This is a genomic window from Rhodococcus sp. NPDC056506 (assembly GCF_042794945.1).
Taxonomy (GTDB): Bacteria; Actinomycetota; Actinomycetes; order Mycobacteriales; family Mycobacteriaceae; genus Rhodococcus_F.
Genome location: NZ_JBHTSW010000051.1, coordinates 23,964 through 43,005, shown reverse-complemented (window position 1 = coordinate 43,005; position 19,042 = coordinate 23,964). Strand labels below are relative to the sequence as shown.

The 19,042-nt window shown below is 63.8% G+C and carries 16 protein-coding genes; 14 read left to right on the top strand and 2 right to left on the bottom strand.

The annotated features are described in order from the left end of the window. Positions 1 to 123: 123 nt before the first annotated feature. Together ACFQ6H_RS26685 and rpmB are read right to left on the bottom strand one after the other, a co-directional pair. The gene (locus tag ACFQ6H_RS26685) at positions 124 to 918 is read right to left on the bottom strand and encodes an enoyl-CoA hydratase-related protein (RefSeq protein WP_230812869.1); all 795 of its coding nucleotides are present in this window, start codon (positions 916 to 918) and stop codon (positions 124 to 126) included. A gap of 131 nt (positions 919 to 1,049) precedes the next feature. Next, positions 1,050 to 1,241: a 50S ribosomal protein L28 gene (gene rpmB / locus ACFQ6H_RS26680; RefSeq protein WP_003942669.1), complete on the bottom strand. Its 192-nt coding sequence runs from the start codon at positions 1,239 to 1,241 to the stop codon at positions 1,050 to 1,052. Between the two features lie 333 nt (positions 1,242 to 1,574). Here rpmB and ACFQ6H_RS26675 point away from each other — a divergent pair, with 333 nt between their 5' ends. The 14 genes from ACFQ6H_RS26675 (at position 1,575) to smc (ending at position 19,020) form a co-directional block, all read left to right on the top strand. Further along, positions 1,575 to 3,284 (top strand): DAK2 domain-containing protein, encoded by a 1,710-nt coding sequence (locus tag ACFQ6H_RS26675; protein WP_378631286.1) that lies wholly within the window; start codon positions 1,575 to 1,577, stop codon positions 3,282 to 3,284. 73 nt (positions 3,285 to 3,357) lie between these two features. Then, the gene (gene recG / locus ACFQ6H_RS26670) at positions 3,358 to 5,619 is read left to right on the top strand and encodes an ATP-dependent DNA helicase RecG (protein WP_378649599.1); all 2,262 of its coding nucleotides are present in this window, start codon (positions 3,358 to 3,360) and stop codon (positions 5,617 to 5,619) included. 120 nt (positions 5,620 to 5,739) lie between these two features. Next, on the top strand, positions 5,740 to 9,144 hold the full coding sequence (locus ACFQ6H_RS26665) for a pyruvate carboxylase (RefSeq protein ID WP_378449561.1): 3,405 nt from the start codon (positions 5,740 to 5,742) through the stop codon (positions 9,142 to 9,144). Beyond that, positions 9,141 to 9,707 carry a 16S rRNA (guanine(966)-N(2))-methyltransferase RsmD gene (rsmD, locus tag ACFQ6H_RS26660; protein WP_378649598.1) on the top strand — a complete coding sequence of 189 codons (567 nt, stop codon included), beginning with the start codon at positions 9,141 to 9,143 and terminating at the stop codon, positions 9,705 to 9,707. Before ACFQ6H_RS26665 ends, rsmD begins: the two co-directional genes overlap by 4 nt. Beyond that, on the top strand, positions 9,704 to 10,198 hold the full coding sequence (coaD, locus tag ACFQ6H_RS26655) for a pantetheine-phosphate adenylyltransferase (RefSeq protein ID WP_378649597.1): 495 nt from the start codon (positions 9,704 to 9,706) through the stop codon (positions 10,196 to 10,198). The genes rsmD and coaD overlap by 4 nt, the downstream gene beginning before the upstream one ends. A gap of 132 nt (positions 10,199 to 10,330) precedes the next feature. Further along, entirely contained in the window at positions 10,331 to 11,092 is a 762-nt protein-coding gene (locus ACFQ6H_RS26650; protein WP_230813222.1) for a DivIVA domain-containing protein, read from the top strand. Between the two features lie 189 nt (positions 11,093 to 11,281). Further along, the gene (locus tag ACFQ6H_RS26645) at positions 11,282 to 11,842 is read left to right on the top strand and encodes a DUF177 domain-containing protein (protein WP_007729319.1); all 561 of its coding nucleotides are present in this window, start codon (positions 11,282 to 11,284) and stop codon (positions 11,840 to 11,842) included. Positions 11,843 to 11,844: 2 nt separating this feature from the next. After that, positions 11,845 to 12,027, top strand: a complete 183-nt coding sequence (gene rpmF / locus ACFQ6H_RS26640; RefSeq protein WP_007729318.1) for a 50S ribosomal protein L32 — start codon at positions 11,845 to 11,847, stop codon at positions 12,025 to 12,027. Between the two features lie 19 nt (positions 12,028 to 12,046). Further along, positions 12,047 to 12,820 carry a ribonuclease III gene (gene rnc / locus ACFQ6H_RS26635; RefSeq protein WP_378449558.1) on the top strand — a complete coding sequence of 258 codons (774 nt, stop codon included), beginning with the start codon at positions 12,047 to 12,049 and terminating at the stop codon, positions 12,818 to 12,820. An 8-nt stretch (positions 12,821 to 12,828) separates the two neighbouring features. After that, entirely contained in the window at positions 12,829 to 13,698 is an 870-nt protein-coding gene (mutM, locus tag ACFQ6H_RS26630; protein WP_378649596.1) for a bifunctional DNA-formamidopyrimidine glycosylase/DNA-(apurinic or apyrimidinic site) lyase, read from the top strand. 42 nt (positions 13,699 to 13,740) lie between these two features. Beyond that, on the top strand, positions 13,741 to 14,193 hold the full coding sequence (locus ACFQ6H_RS26625) for an OsmC family protein (RefSeq protein ID WP_317555137.1): 453 nt from the start codon (positions 13,741 to 13,743) through the stop codon (positions 14,191 to 14,193). Beyond that, entirely contained in the window at positions 14,193 to 15,116 is a 924-nt protein-coding gene (locus ACFQ6H_RS26620) for an SMP-30/gluconolactonase/LRE family protein (RefSeq protein ID WP_378649594.1), read from the top strand. The genes ACFQ6H_RS26625 and ACFQ6H_RS26620 overlap by 1 nt, the downstream gene beginning before the upstream one ends. 5 nt (positions 15,117 to 15,121) lie before the next feature. Then, the gene (locus ACFQ6H_RS26615) at positions 15,122 to 15,406 is read left to right on the top strand and encodes an acylphosphatase (RefSeq protein ID WP_230812898.1); all 285 of its coding nucleotides are present in this window, start codon (positions 15,122 to 15,124) and stop codon (positions 15,404 to 15,406) included. Between the two features lie 26 nt (positions 15,407 to 15,432). After that, positions 15,433 to 19,020, top strand: coding sequence for a chromosome segregation protein SMC (gene smc / locus ACFQ6H_RS26610; RefSeq protein ID WP_378649592.1), 3,588 nt, complete (start codon positions 15,433 to 15,435; stop codon positions 19,018 to 19,020). Positions 19,021 to 19,042 lie beyond the last annotated feature (22 nt).

Here is a 19,042-nt window from a genome sequence, read left to right as displayed (position 1 = left end):
GGTTCTTTGCTGCGCCCGGTCGGATTTTTGCGCGGGTCCTTTTTTACTGTTTTTCCACTGACTTCTGCCCGAAGATCGGGCGGGCCCTCGCGTGGCGCCGGGCGGCCCCCCACGGCAATTCGATTACGCCTGCTTTGCGGATGTGAAATCGGGGCGACGCTTGTCGACGAACGCGTCGACACCCTCGCGGCCGACGGGGCTGTTCGCCGCGATGGCGATGGACGCGGCTTCGGCGTCGAGTTGCTCGGCAAGCGAGTTCGTCCGCGACGAACGCAGCAGCGCTTTGATTCCCGAGTACGACGTGCTCGGTCCGTTGGCCAAGGCGCGGGCGAGGCGCGCTGCCTCTTCCTGAACCTCGTCGTCGCCGACGAGCCGGGTGAGGATCCCCAGCCGGACGGCTTCGTCGCCACCGATCACCGAATCGTTGAGAAGAATTTCGCGAGCGCGTGCCACGCCGACGATGCGGGGGAGCGTCCATGACATTCCGCCATCCGGGGTGAAACCGATGGAGGGGTAGGCGGGACGAAGCTTGGTGCCAGTGCCGCCGATTGCGACGTCGGCGAGGCAGACCAGGCTCATTCCGGCGCCGGCAGCCCATCCGTGGACCCCGGCCACCACTGGGGCGGTCGCGGCGTCGAGCGCGCGAACGAACACGTGGAAGACGCGGGCAACTTCGGCCACGTACTCGCCGCGGTCGGGGGCTGCGGCGAACGCACGGACGTTGCCTCCGGCACAGAAGTTTGCGCCTTCGCCGACCAGCAGGATGCTCCCGATGTCGTTTCCGACTGTCTCGAGCGCCTGCGCGCCCTGAACCAGTCCTTCGTCGTCGAGGGAGGTGCCGTTGGCGGCGGTGGAAATGGTGATGCGGAGTACGCCCTCGTCGAGGGTCACCTTGCTCAGGTCATCGATAGAAGTCACTCAACGCACATTACGGGTGTCTGACAGCCATACGAAACACGGGGACATATTGATACAGCCACATAGATACAGCTCTGCCCCCGTCACCGAAGTGACGGGGGCAGAGCCTGCAATAGTTTGTGCTCGGGCAATCAGCCCCGAGCGACCTTGCCTGCCTTCAGGCAGGAGGTGCACACGTTGACCTTACGGGTGTTACCCGGGGCAACCTCGGTACGAACAGACTGAATGTTCGGGTTCCAGCGACGATTGGTACGCCGGTGCGAGTGCGAGACCGACTTACCGAAGCCGGGCCCCTTGGCGCATACGTCGCAGACGGCAGCCATAGTCGCGAACTCCTTGTTAGAAATGAATATTGAAGTGGTTACCCTACACGGTAGGGCAGCCAGAATTACAATCCGAATATACTCGACTTCGAACCGATCCTTGACCGCTCACTGTGCAGCCGAACGTGAAAACAGTCAATCAGCAACAAACAAAGTGCAGCATTATTTCGTGTAGCCCGTTCGAGGCAACCGTGTAAGAGTAACCGCTTCCGGCCCGAACGGCCAAACCGCCCGGTAATGACGGTTGCGCAGAAGCGTCGGACTACCCTCGACTGCACCGATCACCGATCTCTTTTTCATCGTCAGCCTTTCCATCGTCGAGGGGAACCGTCAGTGGGGGAAGTACAAGGCGTCGCCGAGGAAGCAGAATCCGTCGCGGACGGACACCTGCTGCGGCGCTGGGCCCGCCGGGCCGTCGACAGCCTCCAGAAACGTCGCGGAGAGATCAACAGCCTCAACGTCTTTCCCATCCCTGATTCGGACACCGGCACCAATCTGTTGTTCACGATGCGGGCCGCGCTCGATTCCGCCGAGACGATCGAGGACGACGTCCGCAGTGCGGGCCGCGTCGCCAACGCTCTGGCTCGGGGCGCCGTCTCCGGCGCCCGGGGCAATTCCGGAGTGATCCTCTCCCAGGTGATCCGGGGTATCGCCGAGAGCGTTCAAGGCGAGCACATCGACGGCCGCAGCTTCGCGAACTCACTGACTACGGCGACGACGCTGGCCTCACGGGCTGTCTCCGATCTGGTGGAAGGCACCATCGTCACAGTTCTGCGTGCATCGGGAGAAGCAGCGCAAGAGTGCGTCGATACGAGGACGCCGAGCGGCGAGGACCTTGCTTCCGTAGTTGCCGCCGCTGCCGACGCCGCTGCGGTCGCACTGAACAAGACGCCGGAGCAACTGGACGTTCTGGCGTCCGCCGGGGTGGTCGATGCCGGGGGATTCGGTCTCGTTCTGATCCTCGACGCCTTTGTCGAGGTGGTGACCGGGAAGTCTCAGGTCCGCGAGGATCTGGGAACACCGGACCTGCGCTCGACCTCCGTGGTCGATGTCAGCGCATTCGATCACGATTGGGCTCACAAGAGCCCGATCGAATGTGGTGATCACTCGGAGCAGGATTTCGAGGTCATGTACCTCGTCGACGACTCCGACGACGATCGGATGGCGGCGCTGCGCACGCGACTCTCCGTCCTCGGGGATTCGACGGTCATCGTCAGCGACGGCTTCGGCGGCTGGTCCGTGCACGTACATTGCTGCGATGCCGGCGCGGCGGTGGAAGCAGGCCTCGAGGCCGGAAAGGTCCACGGCATTCGCATCAGCAGTTTTCTCGTCGACGAACGCGACCAGCTGGTGGCACGGGCGGAGAGGCGATTCCCGGGCGCCGGCGCACGCGGTGTTCTGGCCGTCGTCGCCGGTGAAAGCGCGTCGGCGTTGTTCGAGAGTGAGGGCGCGACCGTTCTTCGTTGCGACGATGCGCCGGTCACACGCGCGCAGCTGCTCGGCCGCATTCGTCAGATGGAGCGAAGCGAAGTCCTGGTGTTGCCGAACGGAGCTTTGACCGCTCAGGAACTGGTCGCAGTCAGTGCCGCTGCACGCGATCCGCTTCACCAGGTCCTGCTGCTGTCGACGTCGTCGATGGTGCAGGGCTTGGCCGCCCTCGCCGTTCACGACGCCCAGCGCAACGTTGCCGACGACGGCTTCACGATGTCCGAGGCTGCAGCGGCGACGCGCTGGGGATCTTTGCGTATTGCCGTCGAGCGCTCGCTGACCTACGTCGGGACGTGTGATCCGGGGGACGCCATCGGGTTGATGGGTCACGAGGTGGTGCTCATCGGTCCCGATGTCGCGGAGTCGAGTGCGCGATTGGTCGATCTTGCGCTCGGATCCGGCGGTGAACTCGTGACCCTTCTCATGGGGGCCGACGCACCGGACGACCTGGCAGCACAGTTGGAGGCCCACGTGATCGCGCACCACCCGGGTGTGGACGTACTCGTGTATCAGGGTGATCAGCCCGGTGACCTGTTCCAGTTGGGCGTGGAGTGATCGGACCGAGTCTGTCGGTGACTGCTGATATACGAACACCTGTGCTTACCGCGACACTGTGCTGGAGGAACTGATGGCGACGCTCGGCGACCCACTCGATCGGCTGCTGGGAAAGAAGACCGCGGAGGCGCTCGACGAGGCATTCGAGATCCGGATCGTCGAGGACTTGCTGCGTCACTACCCACACCGGTACGCGTCGGCAGGCAAGGAACTTGCCGAGAAAGAGCCGCCCGAGGGCGAGCACATCACCATCATCGCGCGGGTGGCGTCGGCAGCCGTCGTGAAGATGAAGAACCGTCCAGGACAGATGCTGAGGGTCTCGCTCGCGACCGATTCGCAGACCGTCGACGTCACGTTCTTCAATCCGCAGAAGGTGCGTCACGTCATCAAGCCCGGCGTGCGGGCGATGTTCTCCGGGACGGTCAAGTACTTCCGCGGGAAGTGGTCTCTCACTCATCCGAGCTACCTGATCCTCCCGGAACCTCGTGTCGGCGAAGAGGATTCAGTGGTTCCTCTGGCATCCATCAAGGGGGCTGGCGACCTTGCCGGTCTGGCTCGCGCAAATCAGGACCCCGGCGCAGAACTCGATCTCTCCGTCTTCGACCGGGCATTGATCCCGCTGTACCCGGCGACCCGCGAGGTCGAGAGTTGGACAATCATGCGGTGCGTGCGGCAGGTACTCGACCAACTCGATCCGATCGAGGAGCCGCTGCCTGACGAGACTCGGGCCGAGCACGGGTTCATCGGCTTGGACGAAGCTCTGCGAACCGTGCACCTTCCCGATACCAAGGAAGACATCGAACGTGCACAGGATCGTCTGCGCTTCGACGAGGCTCTGTCTCTGCAGTTGGTCCTCGCGATGCGGCGTCACGACAACTCCGAGCGTGTAGCTCCGGCCTGCACTGCGGTTGCCGGCGGGATCGCTGACCAATTCGAGGAGATGCTCCCGTTCACGCTGACGGAGGGACAGCAGGCAGTCGCGGCGGAGATCTCCAGCGACCTAGCCCGCCCACACCCGATGAGCAGGCTTCTTCAGGGCGAGGTCGGGTCCGGCAAGACGATCGTGGCCTTGCGCGCGATGTTGCAGGTCGTCGACGCGGGCTATCAGTGCGCGCTGCTCGCACCCACCGAAGTCCTCGCCAATCAGCACGCGCGATCACTGCGCAAGATGATGGGTCCGCTGGCCGCAGGTGGTGAGCTCGGTTCAGCCGAACACTCCACCCGTATCGCCCTTCTGACCGGTTCGCTACCGGTGGCCGCGAAACGCGCAGCGCTGCTCGAAGCCGTGACCGGCGACGCCGGGATTGTCATCGGTACCCATGCGCTCATCCAGGACAACGTCGAGTTCTTCAACCTCGGGATGGTCGTGGTCGACGAGCAGCACCGCTTCGGCGTCGAGCAACGTGATCAGTTGCGATCGCGGGCACGTGAAGGCCTGAGTCCGCACCTGCTGGTGATGACGGCAACGCCGATTCCGCGAACCATCGCCATGACGGTGCTCGGCGATCTCGAGGTATCGACCCTGCGGGAGCTACCGCGTGGGCGTACTCCGATCAAGAGCAACGTCGTGCCTGCAAAGCAGAAGCCGCAGTGGGTGGATCGCGCGTGGGAACGAATTCGGGAGGACGTTGCCGACGGCCGCCAGGCGTATGTCGTGTGCTCGCGGATCGGCGACGGTGAGCAGGGCGCAGGCGAAGACCAGTTCACTGAGGAGAAGCAGCCGGAGACCAAGTCGGCGGTCGACGTCTTCGAGGAGCTGTCGAGCGGCCCGCTGGCCGATCTGCGAGTCGGATTGCTGCACGGTCGACTGCCTTCCGACGAAAAAGACGTCGTCATGAGCGCGTTCAACGTCGGTGACATCGACGTCCTTGTCTGCACGACCGTCGTCGAAGTCGGTGTGGACGTCCCGAACGCGACGGTGATGGTGATCGTCGATGCCGAACGGTTCGGTGTCAGTCAGCTCCATCAGCTGCGTGGTCGTGTCGGCCGTGGAAAGCATCAGGGACTCTGCATTCTCGTCACCGGAAGCAATCCCGGCGGGCCGGCATACGAGCGACTCTCCGCGGTGGCCGCCACCAACGACGGGTTCGAACTGGCTCAGCTCGACCTCGCGACCAGGCGCGAAGGCGACATCCTCGGAGCTGCGCAGTCGGGCACGACCTCGAACCTGCGGCTGCTTTCTCTCATGGCACACGGAGACATCCTCGAATCCGCCCGGGAGTTCGCCCAGGGAATCGTCGACGACGATCCATCGCTCGACGGTCATCCCGCCCTGGCTTCCATGGTGACCGCCGCGCTGGACTCCGACCGGATCGAGTACCTCGAGAAGTCGTGACGGGTATGACGACAAGCTGAAATCGAATAGCACGAGGACTGCCGGGTTGGTTTCTCGATTCAGTCCGAAATATGAGACTCCGCATGTAGACGCAAGATGAAATCGGGGTAGTTTTCTCGAATGTTCTCCAAAGTGCTCGTCGCGAACCGCGGCGAAATTGCGATCCGTGCCTTCCGTGCCGCCTACGAACTAGGTGCCGGAACCGTCGCGGTGTTCCCGTACGAGGATCGGAACTCGATCCACCGTCTCAAGGCAGACGAGAGCTACCAGATCGGGGAGAAGGGCCACCCCGTTCGCGCGTATCTCTCGGTCGAGGAGATCGTCGCCGCCGCAAAGAGCGCCGGAGCCGACGCCATCTACCCCGGTTACGGTTTCCTCTCCGAGAACCCGGATCTGTCGGCGGCGTGCGCCGAGGCAGGCATCAAGTTCGTGGGTCCCTCCGCGGAGATCCTCGAGTTGACCGGTAACAAGGCACGCGCCATCGCCGCGGCCAAAGCCGCCGGTCTCCCGGTGCTCGCGTCTTCGGAACCGTCAGCGGACATCGACGAGCTGCTCGCAGCAGCCGAGGACATGACCTTCCCGCTCTTCGTCAAGGCTGTCGCCGGCGGCGGCGGACGCGGAATGCGCCGCGTTGCGGAACGCTCACAGCTCAAGGAATCGATCGAAGCCGCAGCGCGCGAAGCGGAGTCGGCCTTCGGCGATTCGACGGTGTTCCTCGAGCAGGCCGTCATCGACCCCCGGCACATCGAAGTGCAGATCCTCGCCGACGAGCAGGGCAACGTCATCCACCTCTTCGAGCGTGACTGCTCGTTGCAGCGTCGCCACCAGAAGGTGATCGAGCTTGCTCCGGCCCCCAACCTCTCGGAAGAGTTGCGCGCCAAGATCTGTGCCGACGCCGTCGCTTTCGCGAAGGAGATCGGGTACACGTGCGCCGGCACTGTCGAGTTCCTCCTCGACAAGCGCGGCAACCACGTCTTCATCGAGATGAACCCGCGAATTCAGGTGGAGCACACCGTCACCGAAGAAGTGACGGACGTGGACTTGGTCCAGTCGCAGCTCAAGATCGCGTCCGGTTCGACGCTTGCAGATCTGGGTCTGTCACAGGACACGATCAAGCTGCGCGGAGCGGCGCTGCAGTGCCGCATCACGACCGAGGATCCGGCCAACGGATTCCGCCCGGACACGGGCCGGATCACCGCGTACCGCACCCCGGGCGGTGCCGGTATCCGCCTTGACGGCGGCGCGACGCTCGGTGCCGAGGTCGGAGCGTACTTCGACTCGATGCTGGTCAAGCTCACCTGCCGCGGTCGCGACCTCGAAGCCGCTGTCGCGAGGGCTCGCCGCGCGGTCACCGAGTTCCGTATTCGTGGCGTCTCGACCAACATTCCGTTCCTGCAGGCGGTTCTCGACGACCCGGACTTCCGGGCCGGACGAGTGACGACCTCCTTCATCGAGGAACGTCCGCAGCTGCTGACCCTGCGTTCCTCCGCCGACCGCGGCACCAAAATCCTGACCTACCTCGCCGATGTGACGGTCAACAAGCCGCACGGCGAGCGTCCCTCTTCGGTGTACCCGCAGGACAAACTGCCCAAGATCGATCTTTCGACGCCGCCGCCCGCCGGCAGCCGCCAGCGTCTGCTCGAACTCGGTCCCGAAGGTTTCGCGAAGGCACTGCGTGAGCAGAAGGCCGTCGGCGTCACCGACACCACTTTCCGCGACGCGCATCAGTCCTTGTTGGCCACGCGAGTTCGAACCAGCGGACTGCTCGGAGTTGCCGGGCACGTTGCTCGGTTGACCCCGGAATTGCTTTCGATCGAAGCCTGGGGCGGCGCGACGTACGATGTGGGACTTCGCTTCCTGCACGAGGATCCGTGGTACCGGCTCGCCGCGCTCCGTGAAGCGATCCCGAACATCTGCCTCCAGATGCTCCTTCGCGGACGAAACACGGTGGGCTACACGCCCTATCCGGAGAAGGTCACGCGCGCATTCGTCCAGGAAGCCACCGACACCGGCATCGACATCTTCCGAATCTTCGACGCGCTCAACAACGTCGACCAGATGCGCCCTGCCATCGACGCGGTGCGTGAGACGGGAACGGCTCTCGCCGAGGTGGCGCTGAGCTACACCGGCGATCTGTCGGATCCGAACGAAACGCTGTACACGCTCGACTACTACCTGAAGTTGGCAGAAGAGATCGTCGATGCCGGCGCTCACGTGCTCGCGATCAAGGACATGGCCGGCCTGCTGCGCGCTCCGGCGGCCACCAAGCTCGTGACGGCGCTACGCAGCAACTTCGATCTGCCGGTTCACGTCCACACGCACGACACCCCCGGTGGACAGTTGGCCACGTACTTCGCCGCGTGGCAGGCGGGCGCCGACGCAGTCGACGGTGCTTCGGCGGCATTGGCCGGAACCACCAGCCAGCCTGCGCTCTCGGCCATCGTCGCCGCTGCTGCGCACTCCGAGTTCGACACCGGACTGAACTTGCAGAACGTGTGCGACCTCGAGCCGTACTGGGAGGCGCTGCGAAAGGTGTACGCGCCCTTCGAATCCGGGCTACCGGCCCCGACGGGACGCGTGTACACGCACGAGATTCCGGGTGGTCAGCTCTCCAACCTCCGTACTCAGGCCGTTGCTCTAGGCCTCGGCGACCGGTTCGAAGAGGTCGAAGCCAAGTACGCCGACGCAGACCGCATGCTCGGGCATCTGGTCAAGGTGACGCCGTCGTCGAAGGTTGTCGGCGACCTCGCGCTCCATCTTGTCGGTGCCGGTGTGCCTTCGGAGGAGTTCGCCGCAGATCCGGCGAAGTTCGACATTCCCGACTCCGTGGTCGGCTTCCTGCGCGGCGAACTCGGTACGCCTCCCGGTGGCTGGCCGGAACCGTTCCGCAGCAAGGCGCTCGAAGGCCGCGGCCAGGCCAAGCCCGAAGCGACGCTCTCCGCCGAGGACGAGGTACTGCTGGAGGGCTCGTCGAAGGACCGTCAGGCGACGCTGAACCGTCTGCTCTTCCCCGGCCCGACAAAGGAATTCCTCGAGCACCGCGAGAAGTACGGCGACACGTCGCGACTGTCGGCGAACCAGTTCTTCTACGGTCTGCGGCGCGGCGACGAGCACCGCGTCGAATTGGCTCCCGGCGTGGAACTGATCATCGGTCTCGAAGCGATTTCCGAGCCCGACGAGCGCGGCTACCGCACTGTCATGTGCATCCTGAACGGCCAGCTGCGTCCGGTCTCGATCCGCGATCGCTCCATTGCCAGTGACGTGCCGGTGGCGGAGAAGGCCGACAAGAACAACCCGGGCCACGTGGCGGCACCGTTCGCGGGCGTCGTGACGCTCGCGGTCAAGGAAGGCCAGAAGATCGAGGCCGGCGACACCGTGGCCACGATCGAAGCGATGAAGATGGAAGCGGCGATCACCTCGCCCCGTGCCGGCGTCGTTTCGCGGATCGCGATCAGCGCTGTTCAGCAGGTCGAGGGCGGAGACCTGCTGGTAGTCGTCTCGACGGGGGAGAGCGCCGCAGAGTGACTCGCATCATCTCGGGACTCGCGGGCGGTCGACGCCTGCGAGTCCCGCCGAGCGGCACCCGTCCGACGTCGGATCGGGTTCGCGAGGCGTTGTTCAGTGCACTCGAAGCGCGCATCGATCTCGAAGGGTGCGCGGTTCTCGACCTCTTCGCGGGTTCGGGTGCCCTCGGCCTCGAAGCGCTCTCACGTGGAGCCGAGCACGTCGTTCTCGTGGAATCCGATGCCAAAGCCGCTGCCGTCATCAAGGCGAACATCAGCACTGTCGCGTTGCCGGGGGCGACGGTTCGCGCCGCTCCGGTCGCGGCCGTGGTGTCGGGGCCGAGCGCGCGCGAATACGACATAGTCATCGCCGACCCGCCGTATGCGGTGACCGACGAGGCCGTCGTGTCCATGCTCACTGATCTGCAGGTCAACAAATGGGTGGGGGAGGGCACGATCGTGGTACTCGAACGTTCGTCGCGTTCGCCGGAGACCGTGTGGCCGCAGGGCTACGAGCCGATCAAGGCGAAGAACTACGGTGAAGCTCGCATCGAGCTGGCCACCTGCTACGGTCTGGACTCATGACTGGCGCCGTCTGCCCCGGATCCTTCGACCCTGTGACCAATGGTCACCTCGACGTAATCGGAAGAGTTGCTGCGCAATTCGACGAGGTCGTGGTCACCGTGCTGATCAACAAGAGCAAGCGTGGCATGTTCACGATCGACGAGCGGATCGAGATGCTCGAAGACGCGACGAGTCACCTGCCCAACGTTCGGGTCACGTCGTGGCACGGACTGTTGGTCGACTTTGCGAAACAAGAAGGCCTCAGCGCGATCGTCAAGGGTCTGCGCGGCGCGAACGACTTCGATTACGAGCTGCAGATGGCTCAGATGAATCAGAAGCTCACAGGCGTCGACACGCTCTTCGTCGCCACGAATCCGACCTACAGCTACCTGTCGAGTTCTCTCGTGAAGGAAGTCGCGACCTTCGGTGGCGACGTCTCCGACATGCTCCCGGCCAAGGTGCAATCTCGGCTACTCGCGCGTATCGCCGAACGAGCAGCAGAAAACAGCTGATCCCCGACACACCGACCACGACGACACCCCGTTGGCCGTTCTTCCGGCAAACTTGGACAGGAACGGGCACAGGTCCGAGTGGACCGGTGACGATGTGGGCCGAATTCGGCCGGTAAGAGATTGGGGTTGCTTGTGTACCGCGTATTCGAGGCACTGGACGAACTGGTCGCAATTGTCGAAGAGGCGCGCGGTGTTCCCATGACCGCAGGGTGTGTTGTGCCTCGCGGCGACGTACTCGAGCTTCTCGACGACGTCCGGGACGCAATTCCGAGCGAGTTGGACGACGCGCAGGACGTCCTCGATCATCGGGACAAATTGGTCGGTGACGCGCGAGCCAACGCGGAGAAGACCGTCAGCAGCGCCAACGCCGAGGCGACGTCGACTGTGGAGAACGCACGCGACGACGCCGACCGCATTCTGTCCGACGCCAAGGCTCAGGCCGATCGCATGGTTGCCGAAGCACGTGCACACGCCGATCAGTTGGTCGAGGACGCAGAGGCAGAAGCGGAACGCACTGTCACTGACGGCCGGCGTGAGTACGACGCAGTGACCGGACGGGCTCGTACCGAGGCCGATCGGATGATCGAGTCGGGCCAGGCTTCGTACGACCATTCGGTGGCCGAGGGAACGGCAGAGCAGGCTCGTCTGGTCTCCCAGACCGAGGTTGTCCAGTCAGCCCACGCGGAATCTGCGCGGGTGATCGATGCCGCTCACGCCGAGTCCGATCGGATGCGTTCGGAGTGCGACCTGTACGTCGACACCAAGTTGGCCGAGTTCGAGGAGTTCCTCACGGGAACCGTTCGATCGGTCGGGCGTGGTCGTCAGCAGCTTCGAACGGGTTCGGGAGTTCCCGATTACCAGGACGACGATCGTCGTTCGGAGCGGCGCCGCTAGAGCGGATCAGACAGTCGAGGGTGGGTCGTCCGATATGGGGCGGCCCACTTTTTCGTGGACGGAATTGGGATTTGCCTTGTAGCTGCCGTATTGTGGAGTGGTTGCCCATACCAGTTTCAACAGTTAGGTGAGTTCTCTTTGTCAACGCATCGTCGTAGTTCGTCGCATCAGTCAAGTGATGCGGGATTTTTGCTGGACACGGTCAAGCTCGGTCGTCGTCCAGGGTCGATGCGTACCGTCGAGAGAACAATTCAGTCCCCGAACCGTATCGGTCTCGATCTGATCGCGATCGAAGCGGGCGCGGACATAGATCTCGATCTTCGTCTCGAAGCAGTGTCCGAAGGCGTTCTCGTCACCGGAAACGTGCACGCACCCACCAAGGGTGAGTGCTCGCGGTGCCTCGAACCGTTCACCGACACTGTGGACATCTATCTCACGGAGTTGTTCGCTTACCCGGACAGCACCACCGAGGAGACGACGGAAGAGGGAGAGGTCTACGCGGTCGAAGACGACGAAATCGACCTCGAACCGGTCATCGTCGATGCAGTCGGGCTGGCGCTTCCGCTCCAGCCTCTGTGCAGTGACGATTGCCTGGGATTGTGCTCAGAATGTGGCATTCGCCTGGCGATTGCGGAATCTGGGCATGGGCATGACATACTTGATCCTCGCTGGGCTGGTCTCGCGGCCAAATTTGGCGTGGAATCAAACACCAGCGAAAATCTTGTGATCACCGAAGCCGAGGAGAAGTAGAAGTGGCTGTCCCCAAGCGCAAAATGTCGCGATCCAACACGCGGTCGCGTCGTAGCCAGTGGAAGACCACTGTGCCCACCCTCGTTACCTGCCCCAACCGTGGCTGTGGCGAGCAGACCCTTCCCCACATCGCATGCCCGTCATGCGGTACTTACAAGGGCCGCCAGGTAACCGCTGCTGTCTAGTTCTCCCCGGAGAAAGACTATGACGAGCGAAAATACAGTTTCAGCCGCCGGCGGCGAGGGCAATCACGACAAGCTCCTCGCCGCTGTCGGCGTAGATATAGAGCCCGGTCTTCTGACCCTGGCTCTCACGCACCGCTCGTACGCGTACGAGAACGGCGGACTGCCCACGAACGAGCGCCTCGAGTTCCTCGGGGATTCCGTTCTCGGCGTCACGGTGACCGAAAATCTCTACCTGTCCCACCCGGACAAATCCGAAGGTGATCTGGCGAAGATCCGTGCCAGCGTGGTGAACATGCATGCACTCGCCGAGGTCGCCAGGACTCTGGGTGAAGGTGGACTCGGAGCACACCTGCTGTTGGGTAAGGGCGAGGAAATGACGGGCGGCCGTGACAAGCCGTCCATCCTCGCCGACGGCATGGAGTCGATTCTCGGCGCCATTCACCTGCAGCACGGCATCGAGACTGCGCGACGCGTTGTCCTCGATCTGTTCGACGATCTGCTCACTCGCGCACCGCTTCTGGGCGCGGGTCTGGATTGGAAGACGAGTCTGCAGGAACTGACCGCAGAACACGGTGCCGGAGTTCCCGTTTACGAGATCACCGCTACCGGACCCGATCACGACAAGGAATTCACGGCCACCGTTCTCATCAGTGGCAAACCCTTGGGTGTCGGTGTCGGTCGTTCCAAGAAGGAAGCCGAGCAGAAGGCAGCAAGTTCGGCATGGAAGACGATGTCGGAGAATGCCGCTGCTACCGCAGTCGCTGCCGACGACGCGCCTGATCTTGCCGGCTGAGTTCACTCTTGCCTGAGCTTCCCGAAGTCGAAGTCGTTCGCCGCGGCCTGCAGTCTCATGCTGTAGGTGCGGCGATCGTGGCTGTCGAGGTCCTCCATCCCCGCGCGATCAGGCGCCACGTTCTCGGTTCCGAGGACTTGATCGGCCAACTCACCGGGCAGACCATCGCTTCGGCAGAGCGTCGCGGCAAGTATCTGTGGCTGGTTCTCGAGCCTGCCGGTGTCGGGCTGGTGGTTCATCTCGGGATGAGCGGACAGATGTTGGTCCAACCCCCGACAGTCGACTGGGAAAAGCACCTACGTATTCGGTTGGCCCTCGATTCCGGAGCGGATCTTCGATTCGTCGATCAGCGAACCTTCGGTGGCTGGTCGATTTCACCTCTCGTCGAGGTCGACGGAACGATGCTGCCCGAGTCGGTGGCGCACATCGCGCGCGATCCCATGGACGGTGCATTCGATCTCGAATCCGTCGTGAAAGTCCTGCGGGGCAAGCACACCGAGATCAAGCGTGCGATTCTCGATCAGACCGTGGTCTCCGGGATCGGAAACATCTACGCCGACGAATCGTTGTGGCGCGCAAAGATTCACGGCAACCGAATCGCCGAAACGCTTACCAGGCCCAAACTTCGAGAGCTGTTGACCGCGGCACACTCAGTGATGGGTGAAGCGCTCGATCAGGGCGGTACATCCTTCGACGCTCTGTACGTGAACGTCAACGGCGAGTCCGGTTACTTCGACCGGTCACTGTCGGCGTACGGGCAGGAAAATCTTCCGTGCCCGCGATGCGGCGCGCCGATCAAGCGTGAGAAGTTCATGAATCGATCGTCGTTCAGTTGCCCGCGGTGTCAGCCGACCCCGAGGGCAAGGCGAATCGCCTAGGTCTCCCGCCCCTCCGGTTCGGCGGAGTGGCAAGATTGCGTCATGGCTGAACAGACTCCCGACAACGCTGCAACCGCCCCCGCTCACACGGAGCTTTGGGTCGAACGCACCGGAACCCGCCTCTACACCGGCAAGAGTTCGCGCGGCGCAGAGGTTCTCATCGGCTCCGAATCGGTTCCAGGAGTCTTCACGCCCGGCGAACTGCTCAAAATCGCGCTCGCCGCGTGCACCGGTATGAGCTCCGACTTCCCGATTTCTCGCCGCCTCGGTGACAACTACGACGCGACGGTCCGCGTGTCCGGCGCCGCCGATCGGGAGAACGAGGTCTACCCGCAGCTCGACGAGGTCCTCGAACTCGATCTCAGCGAGTTGGATGCCGAAGCACAGCAGCGCCTCATCACTCTCGTCGAGCGCTCCGTGGACAAGGTATGCACCGTCGGGCGCACTCTCAAGGCCGGAACCAAGGTCACTCTGTCGTTCGACACGGAAGCCTGATGTCTCGCGCGGGCAGCATTGTCGCTGCGATCGCACTGGGTTCCGTTGTGGCGGTGAGTGCTCCGGCGCACGCCTCGGTCCCGGTCGACGGCTCGGCCGGTGGTTGCGGGTCGTGGACGTCGAGCGTCGTGACGACTGGCGCCGGCATGCTCGAGAATCTCGAATTCGACGGCAACGGATCGATGGTGTTGTCGCAGTCGGCTCTGATCGGGCCGGGTGCACTGCTGAAAGTGACTCCGGACGGAACACGGACAACTTTGGTCGGTGACGTCACCGGACCTGGCGGGTTGGTCGCGCGTGACGGATCCGTGTACTTCACCACGGGCAACTCGACTGTCTCGGGACTGTTCGGAATCGCAGATGGCAGCCTTCGCAAGGTCGACGTCGCAGACGGATCGGTGACAACGATTGCCGACGGTCTGGTGATGCCGAACGGGCTTGTGCAGCTGGACGGTAACCGCTTCCTCACTGCTCGCACACTCACCAGGCCGGGGCTCACGGTGGTCAACAGTGACGGAACCAGTTCGATCGTTCGTGAAGACCTCGGCACCGTCGACGGCCTCGCACGCTCCGGGTCGGCGATCTACGTGAGCACGACCTTCGACATGGTAACCGCCGTCCATGTCCTCGACGCAGACGATCTGGGCGGGCCGGTGCGGACGATCACGCTCCCCGGATTCGGTCCGGCAAACATGGCGGACGATCTGACCGTCGGACCGGACGGCGCGCTGTACGTCGCTTTCAATGCCGGCGGCAAAGTTGTTCGCGTCGATCCGGATTCGGGATCTTCGTGTGAGATCGCCTCGGGTCTGCCGTTCACATCCGCGGTCAAGTTCGGCGCCGGTCCGGGCTGGGATCCCAACTCGCTCTACACCACCGGTTTCCTGGGTGAGGTTCACCGTCTCGAACGTGTGGCGGGCTGAGCGCCATGGCTGAGACAGCGCCTGTGCGGTTGACGGCGTGGGTTCACGGATACGTTCAAGGCGTCGGATTTCGGTGGTGGACCAGGGCCCGCGCTCTCGAACTCGGGTTGATCGGATATGCGTCCAACCAGCGTGACGGTCGAGTGCTCGTCGTGGCGGAAGGCGAACGCACGCAACTCGAGCGATTGTTGGAATTACTGCGCTCGGGGACTACCCCGGGCACGGTGGATCTTGTGGTCGACAGCTGGGACCCCGCCAGGGGCGACCTGACAGGGTTCGTCGAACGCTGACCGGTTTGGCGGTAAAGTTTCCCCCCATGCACCTCAAGAGTCTGACACTCAAGGGATTCAAATCCTTTGCGTCGGCAACGACTCTTCGGTTCGAGCCGGGGATCACCTGCGTCGTCGGCCCCAACGGCTCGGGTAAATCCAACGTCGTCGATGCGTTGACCTGGGTGATGGGCGAGCAGGGCGCCAAGGCCTTGCGCGGCGGCAAGATGGAAGACGTCATCTTTGCCGGGACCTCTGGTCGGGCGCCGCTGGGCCGCGCCGAGGTGACCCTGACCATCGACAACGCCGACGGCGCGCTCCCGATCGAGTACTCCGAGGTGTCGATCACGCGCCGGATGTTCCGCGACGGCGCGGGGGAGTACGAGATCAACGGCTCGTCCTGCCGTCTGATGGACGTCCAGGAACTGCTCAGCGACTCCGGTATCGGCCGCGAGATGCACGTCATCGTCGGGCAGGGACGGCTCGCCGCGATCCTCGAATCCCGGCCCGAAGATCGACGCGCCTTCATCGAAGAAGCCGCCGGAGTCCTCAAACATCGCCGCCGCAAGGAAAAAGCGGTCCGCAAGCTCGATTCCATGCAGGCCAATCTCGCTCGGCTCAGTGACCTCACCTCGGAACTGCGTCGGCAACTCAAACCGCTGGGACGCCAAGCCGAGGTCGCCCGGCGAGCGCAGACGGTCCAGGCCGACCTCCGTGATGCCAAGATGCGACTGGCCGCTGACGACCTGGTGACCCGTCGAACGCAACTGAACGACCAGGCGCAGGACGAGAAAGCGGCTCGCGAACAGCACAACCAGGTAGCGGCTGCGCTGGACGGGGCCAATCTCGAACTCGGGCGACAAGAGCAAGCCCTCGCTCGTCTGACTCCGGGATCGGAAGCCGCTGCGCAGAGTTGGTTCCAGCTCTCCGCGCTTGCCGAACGAGTCAACGCCACCGTGCGCATCGCCCGCGAACGTGCACGGCATCTCGACTCCGAACCCGTCGGCAACCGAGGCCAGGACCCGGACGAGATGGAGGCGCGCGCCGAACGTCTTGCGGCCGAGGAAGCCGAACTCCTCGAAGGCGTCGAGATCGCGCGAGCGGCATCGGAAGCAGCTCGTGAGCAGCTGGCAGCCACGGAAGATGCTGCAGCAGAGGCGGAACGGGCGCACATGGCGGAAGTCCGCGCCGTCGCGGATCGGCGCGAAGGTCTCGCTCGACTCTCCGGTCAGGTCGACACTCTGCGTACCCGCGTCGAATCCGTCGACGCGGAAGTGTCTCGGCTGACCGAAGCGATCGACGAGGCTCGCCTGCGTGGGGATGCCGCACAGGCCGAGTTCGACACGGTGCAGGAAAGCATCGGGGATCTCGATGCCGGTGAAGTCGGCCTCGACACCAATCACGAACGCGCCATCGAAGCTCTCGAGATGATCGACGCGCGCGTCGAGGAACTTCGCGAGGAAGAAAAGACGAGCGGGCAACGTATCGCTTCGCTCCGTGCGCGCGTCGAGGCGCTGTCGATGGGCTTGCAGCGCAAGGACGGTGGCGGTTGGCTGCTCGAACACCGGCGTGACGACGGCATCACCTCGCTGGCCGGATTGATCCACGTCGAACCAGGTTACGAAGCCGCGATCGCCGCCGCGATGGGACCGGCAGCGGACGCCGTCGTGGCGCAGTCGCTGGACTCGGCTCGGTCGGCTGTTGCATCGCTGGCCGATCAGGACGGTGGGCGTGCATCACTGATCGTGAGCGGTGAGCCGGCGATCAAGCGCGAGGCCGAGATCGCGCCGGGTAGTCGTCATGCCGTCGACGTCATCGACTGCCCTGACGAGTTGCGTGCCGGATTGACCGCCATCCTCGACGGCGTCGTGCTGGTCGAGACGCTCGATGACGCGATTCGAGTTGTTGCCGACCACAAGGGAATTCGTGCAGTGACGCGTTCCGGTGATCTGCACGGTCCGGGGTGGATGATCGGCGGCTCGGATCGGCAACCGAGCACGCTGGAGGTGCAGGCGGCGATCGACGCGTCCGCAGCGGAACTGGCGGCAACGGAGAGCCGATCCGAGGAACTCGACGCTGCGCTGTCCGGCGCCCTGGCCGAACAGGCCGCTCGACGCGAGACCGCGGAGCAGACATTGGCCGCGCTCAACGAGTCGGACGCCGCCATGTCCGCCATCTACGAGCAGCTGGGCAGATTGGGGCAGGCAGCACGAGTCGCCCACGCGGAATCCGATCGGCTGACCGCCCAGCGAGTGCGTGCCGAGGAGGGACGCGGTGAGTCGCTGACCAAGCTCGCGGATCTGGAGGAACGACTGCGCGTTGCCGAAACCGACGGCAGTGCACCGGGACACGGCGCAGAATCGACCGCAGCCGACCGTGAAATGGCCGCAGCAGCGCTGGCGGAAGTACGCATCGTCGAAATGGATGCTCGCCTTGCGGTGCGCACCGCCGAAGAACGTGCGGAATCCGTTCGCGGAAAGGCTGATTCGCTTCGCCGCGCCGCGGCCGCCGAACGAGAAGCGCGAATTCGCGCCGAACGGGCTCTGCGCGCCAGGGCGCACGCGGCGGAGGTTGCAGCTGCCGTCGCCGAATCGGGACAACGTGTGGCGGCCGAACTCGAGACCGTCGTCGCTGCGGCTCTTGCTCACCGCGACGAGTTGGCTCGGGCCCGCTCCGAGTGCACGGCCAAACTGGATCAGGTCCGCGAGATAGTCCGAGCACTGACCGGACAACTCGCTTCGCTCACCGACGCCGTCCATCGCGACGAGGTCGCCAAGGCTCAGGCAGCGTTGCGCATCGAACAACTCGAGGAGTCGATCCTCGATCAGTACGGTATCGGGCTCGACGATCTGATCGCCGAGTACGGACCGGAAGTCGAATTGCCGCCGACGGCGCTCGAAATCGAGGAGTACGAACAGGCGAAGGAGCGCGGCGAGCAGGTCACCGCCCCTGCTCCGCTTCCGTACGACCGAGCCACTCAGGAACGTCGAGCCAAGCGAGCAGAGAAAGACCTCGCCACCCTCGGCAAGGTCAATCCGCTCGCGCTCGAGGAATTTGCGGCCCTCGAAGAGCGGTACACCTTCCTCTCCACTCAGCTCGAAGACGTCAAGACTGCTCGCAGGGATCTTCTTGCTGTGGTCGCAGACGTGGACGCGCGAATTCTGCAGGTATTCACCGAGGCGTACGCCGACGTCGAGCGTGAGTTCGTCGGAGTATTCGAGAAATTGTTCCCCGGGGGAGAAGGGCGACTGGTCCTCACCGACCCCTCGGACATGCTCACTACCGGCATCGAAGTCGAGGCGCGTCCGCCCGGCAAGAAGGTCAAGCGGTTGTCGTTGCTGTCGGGCGGAGAGAAGTCGTTGACCGCGGTGGCCATGCTGGTCGCGATCTTCCGGGCTCGCCCTTCCCCGTTCTACGTGATGGACGAGGTGGAGGCGGCGTTGGACGACACCAACCTGCGGCGGCTGATCGGACTCTTCGAACAATTGCGGGAGAAGTCGCAGTTGATCGTGATCACCCACCAGAAACCGACCATGGAAATCGCCGACGCGTTGTACGGAGTCAGCATGCGCGGCGACGGAATCACCACGGTGATTTCGCAGCGACTTCGCGGTCAAGACATGGCCTCTACGTAAGCCCTGCTCACTTTCCGGCTCG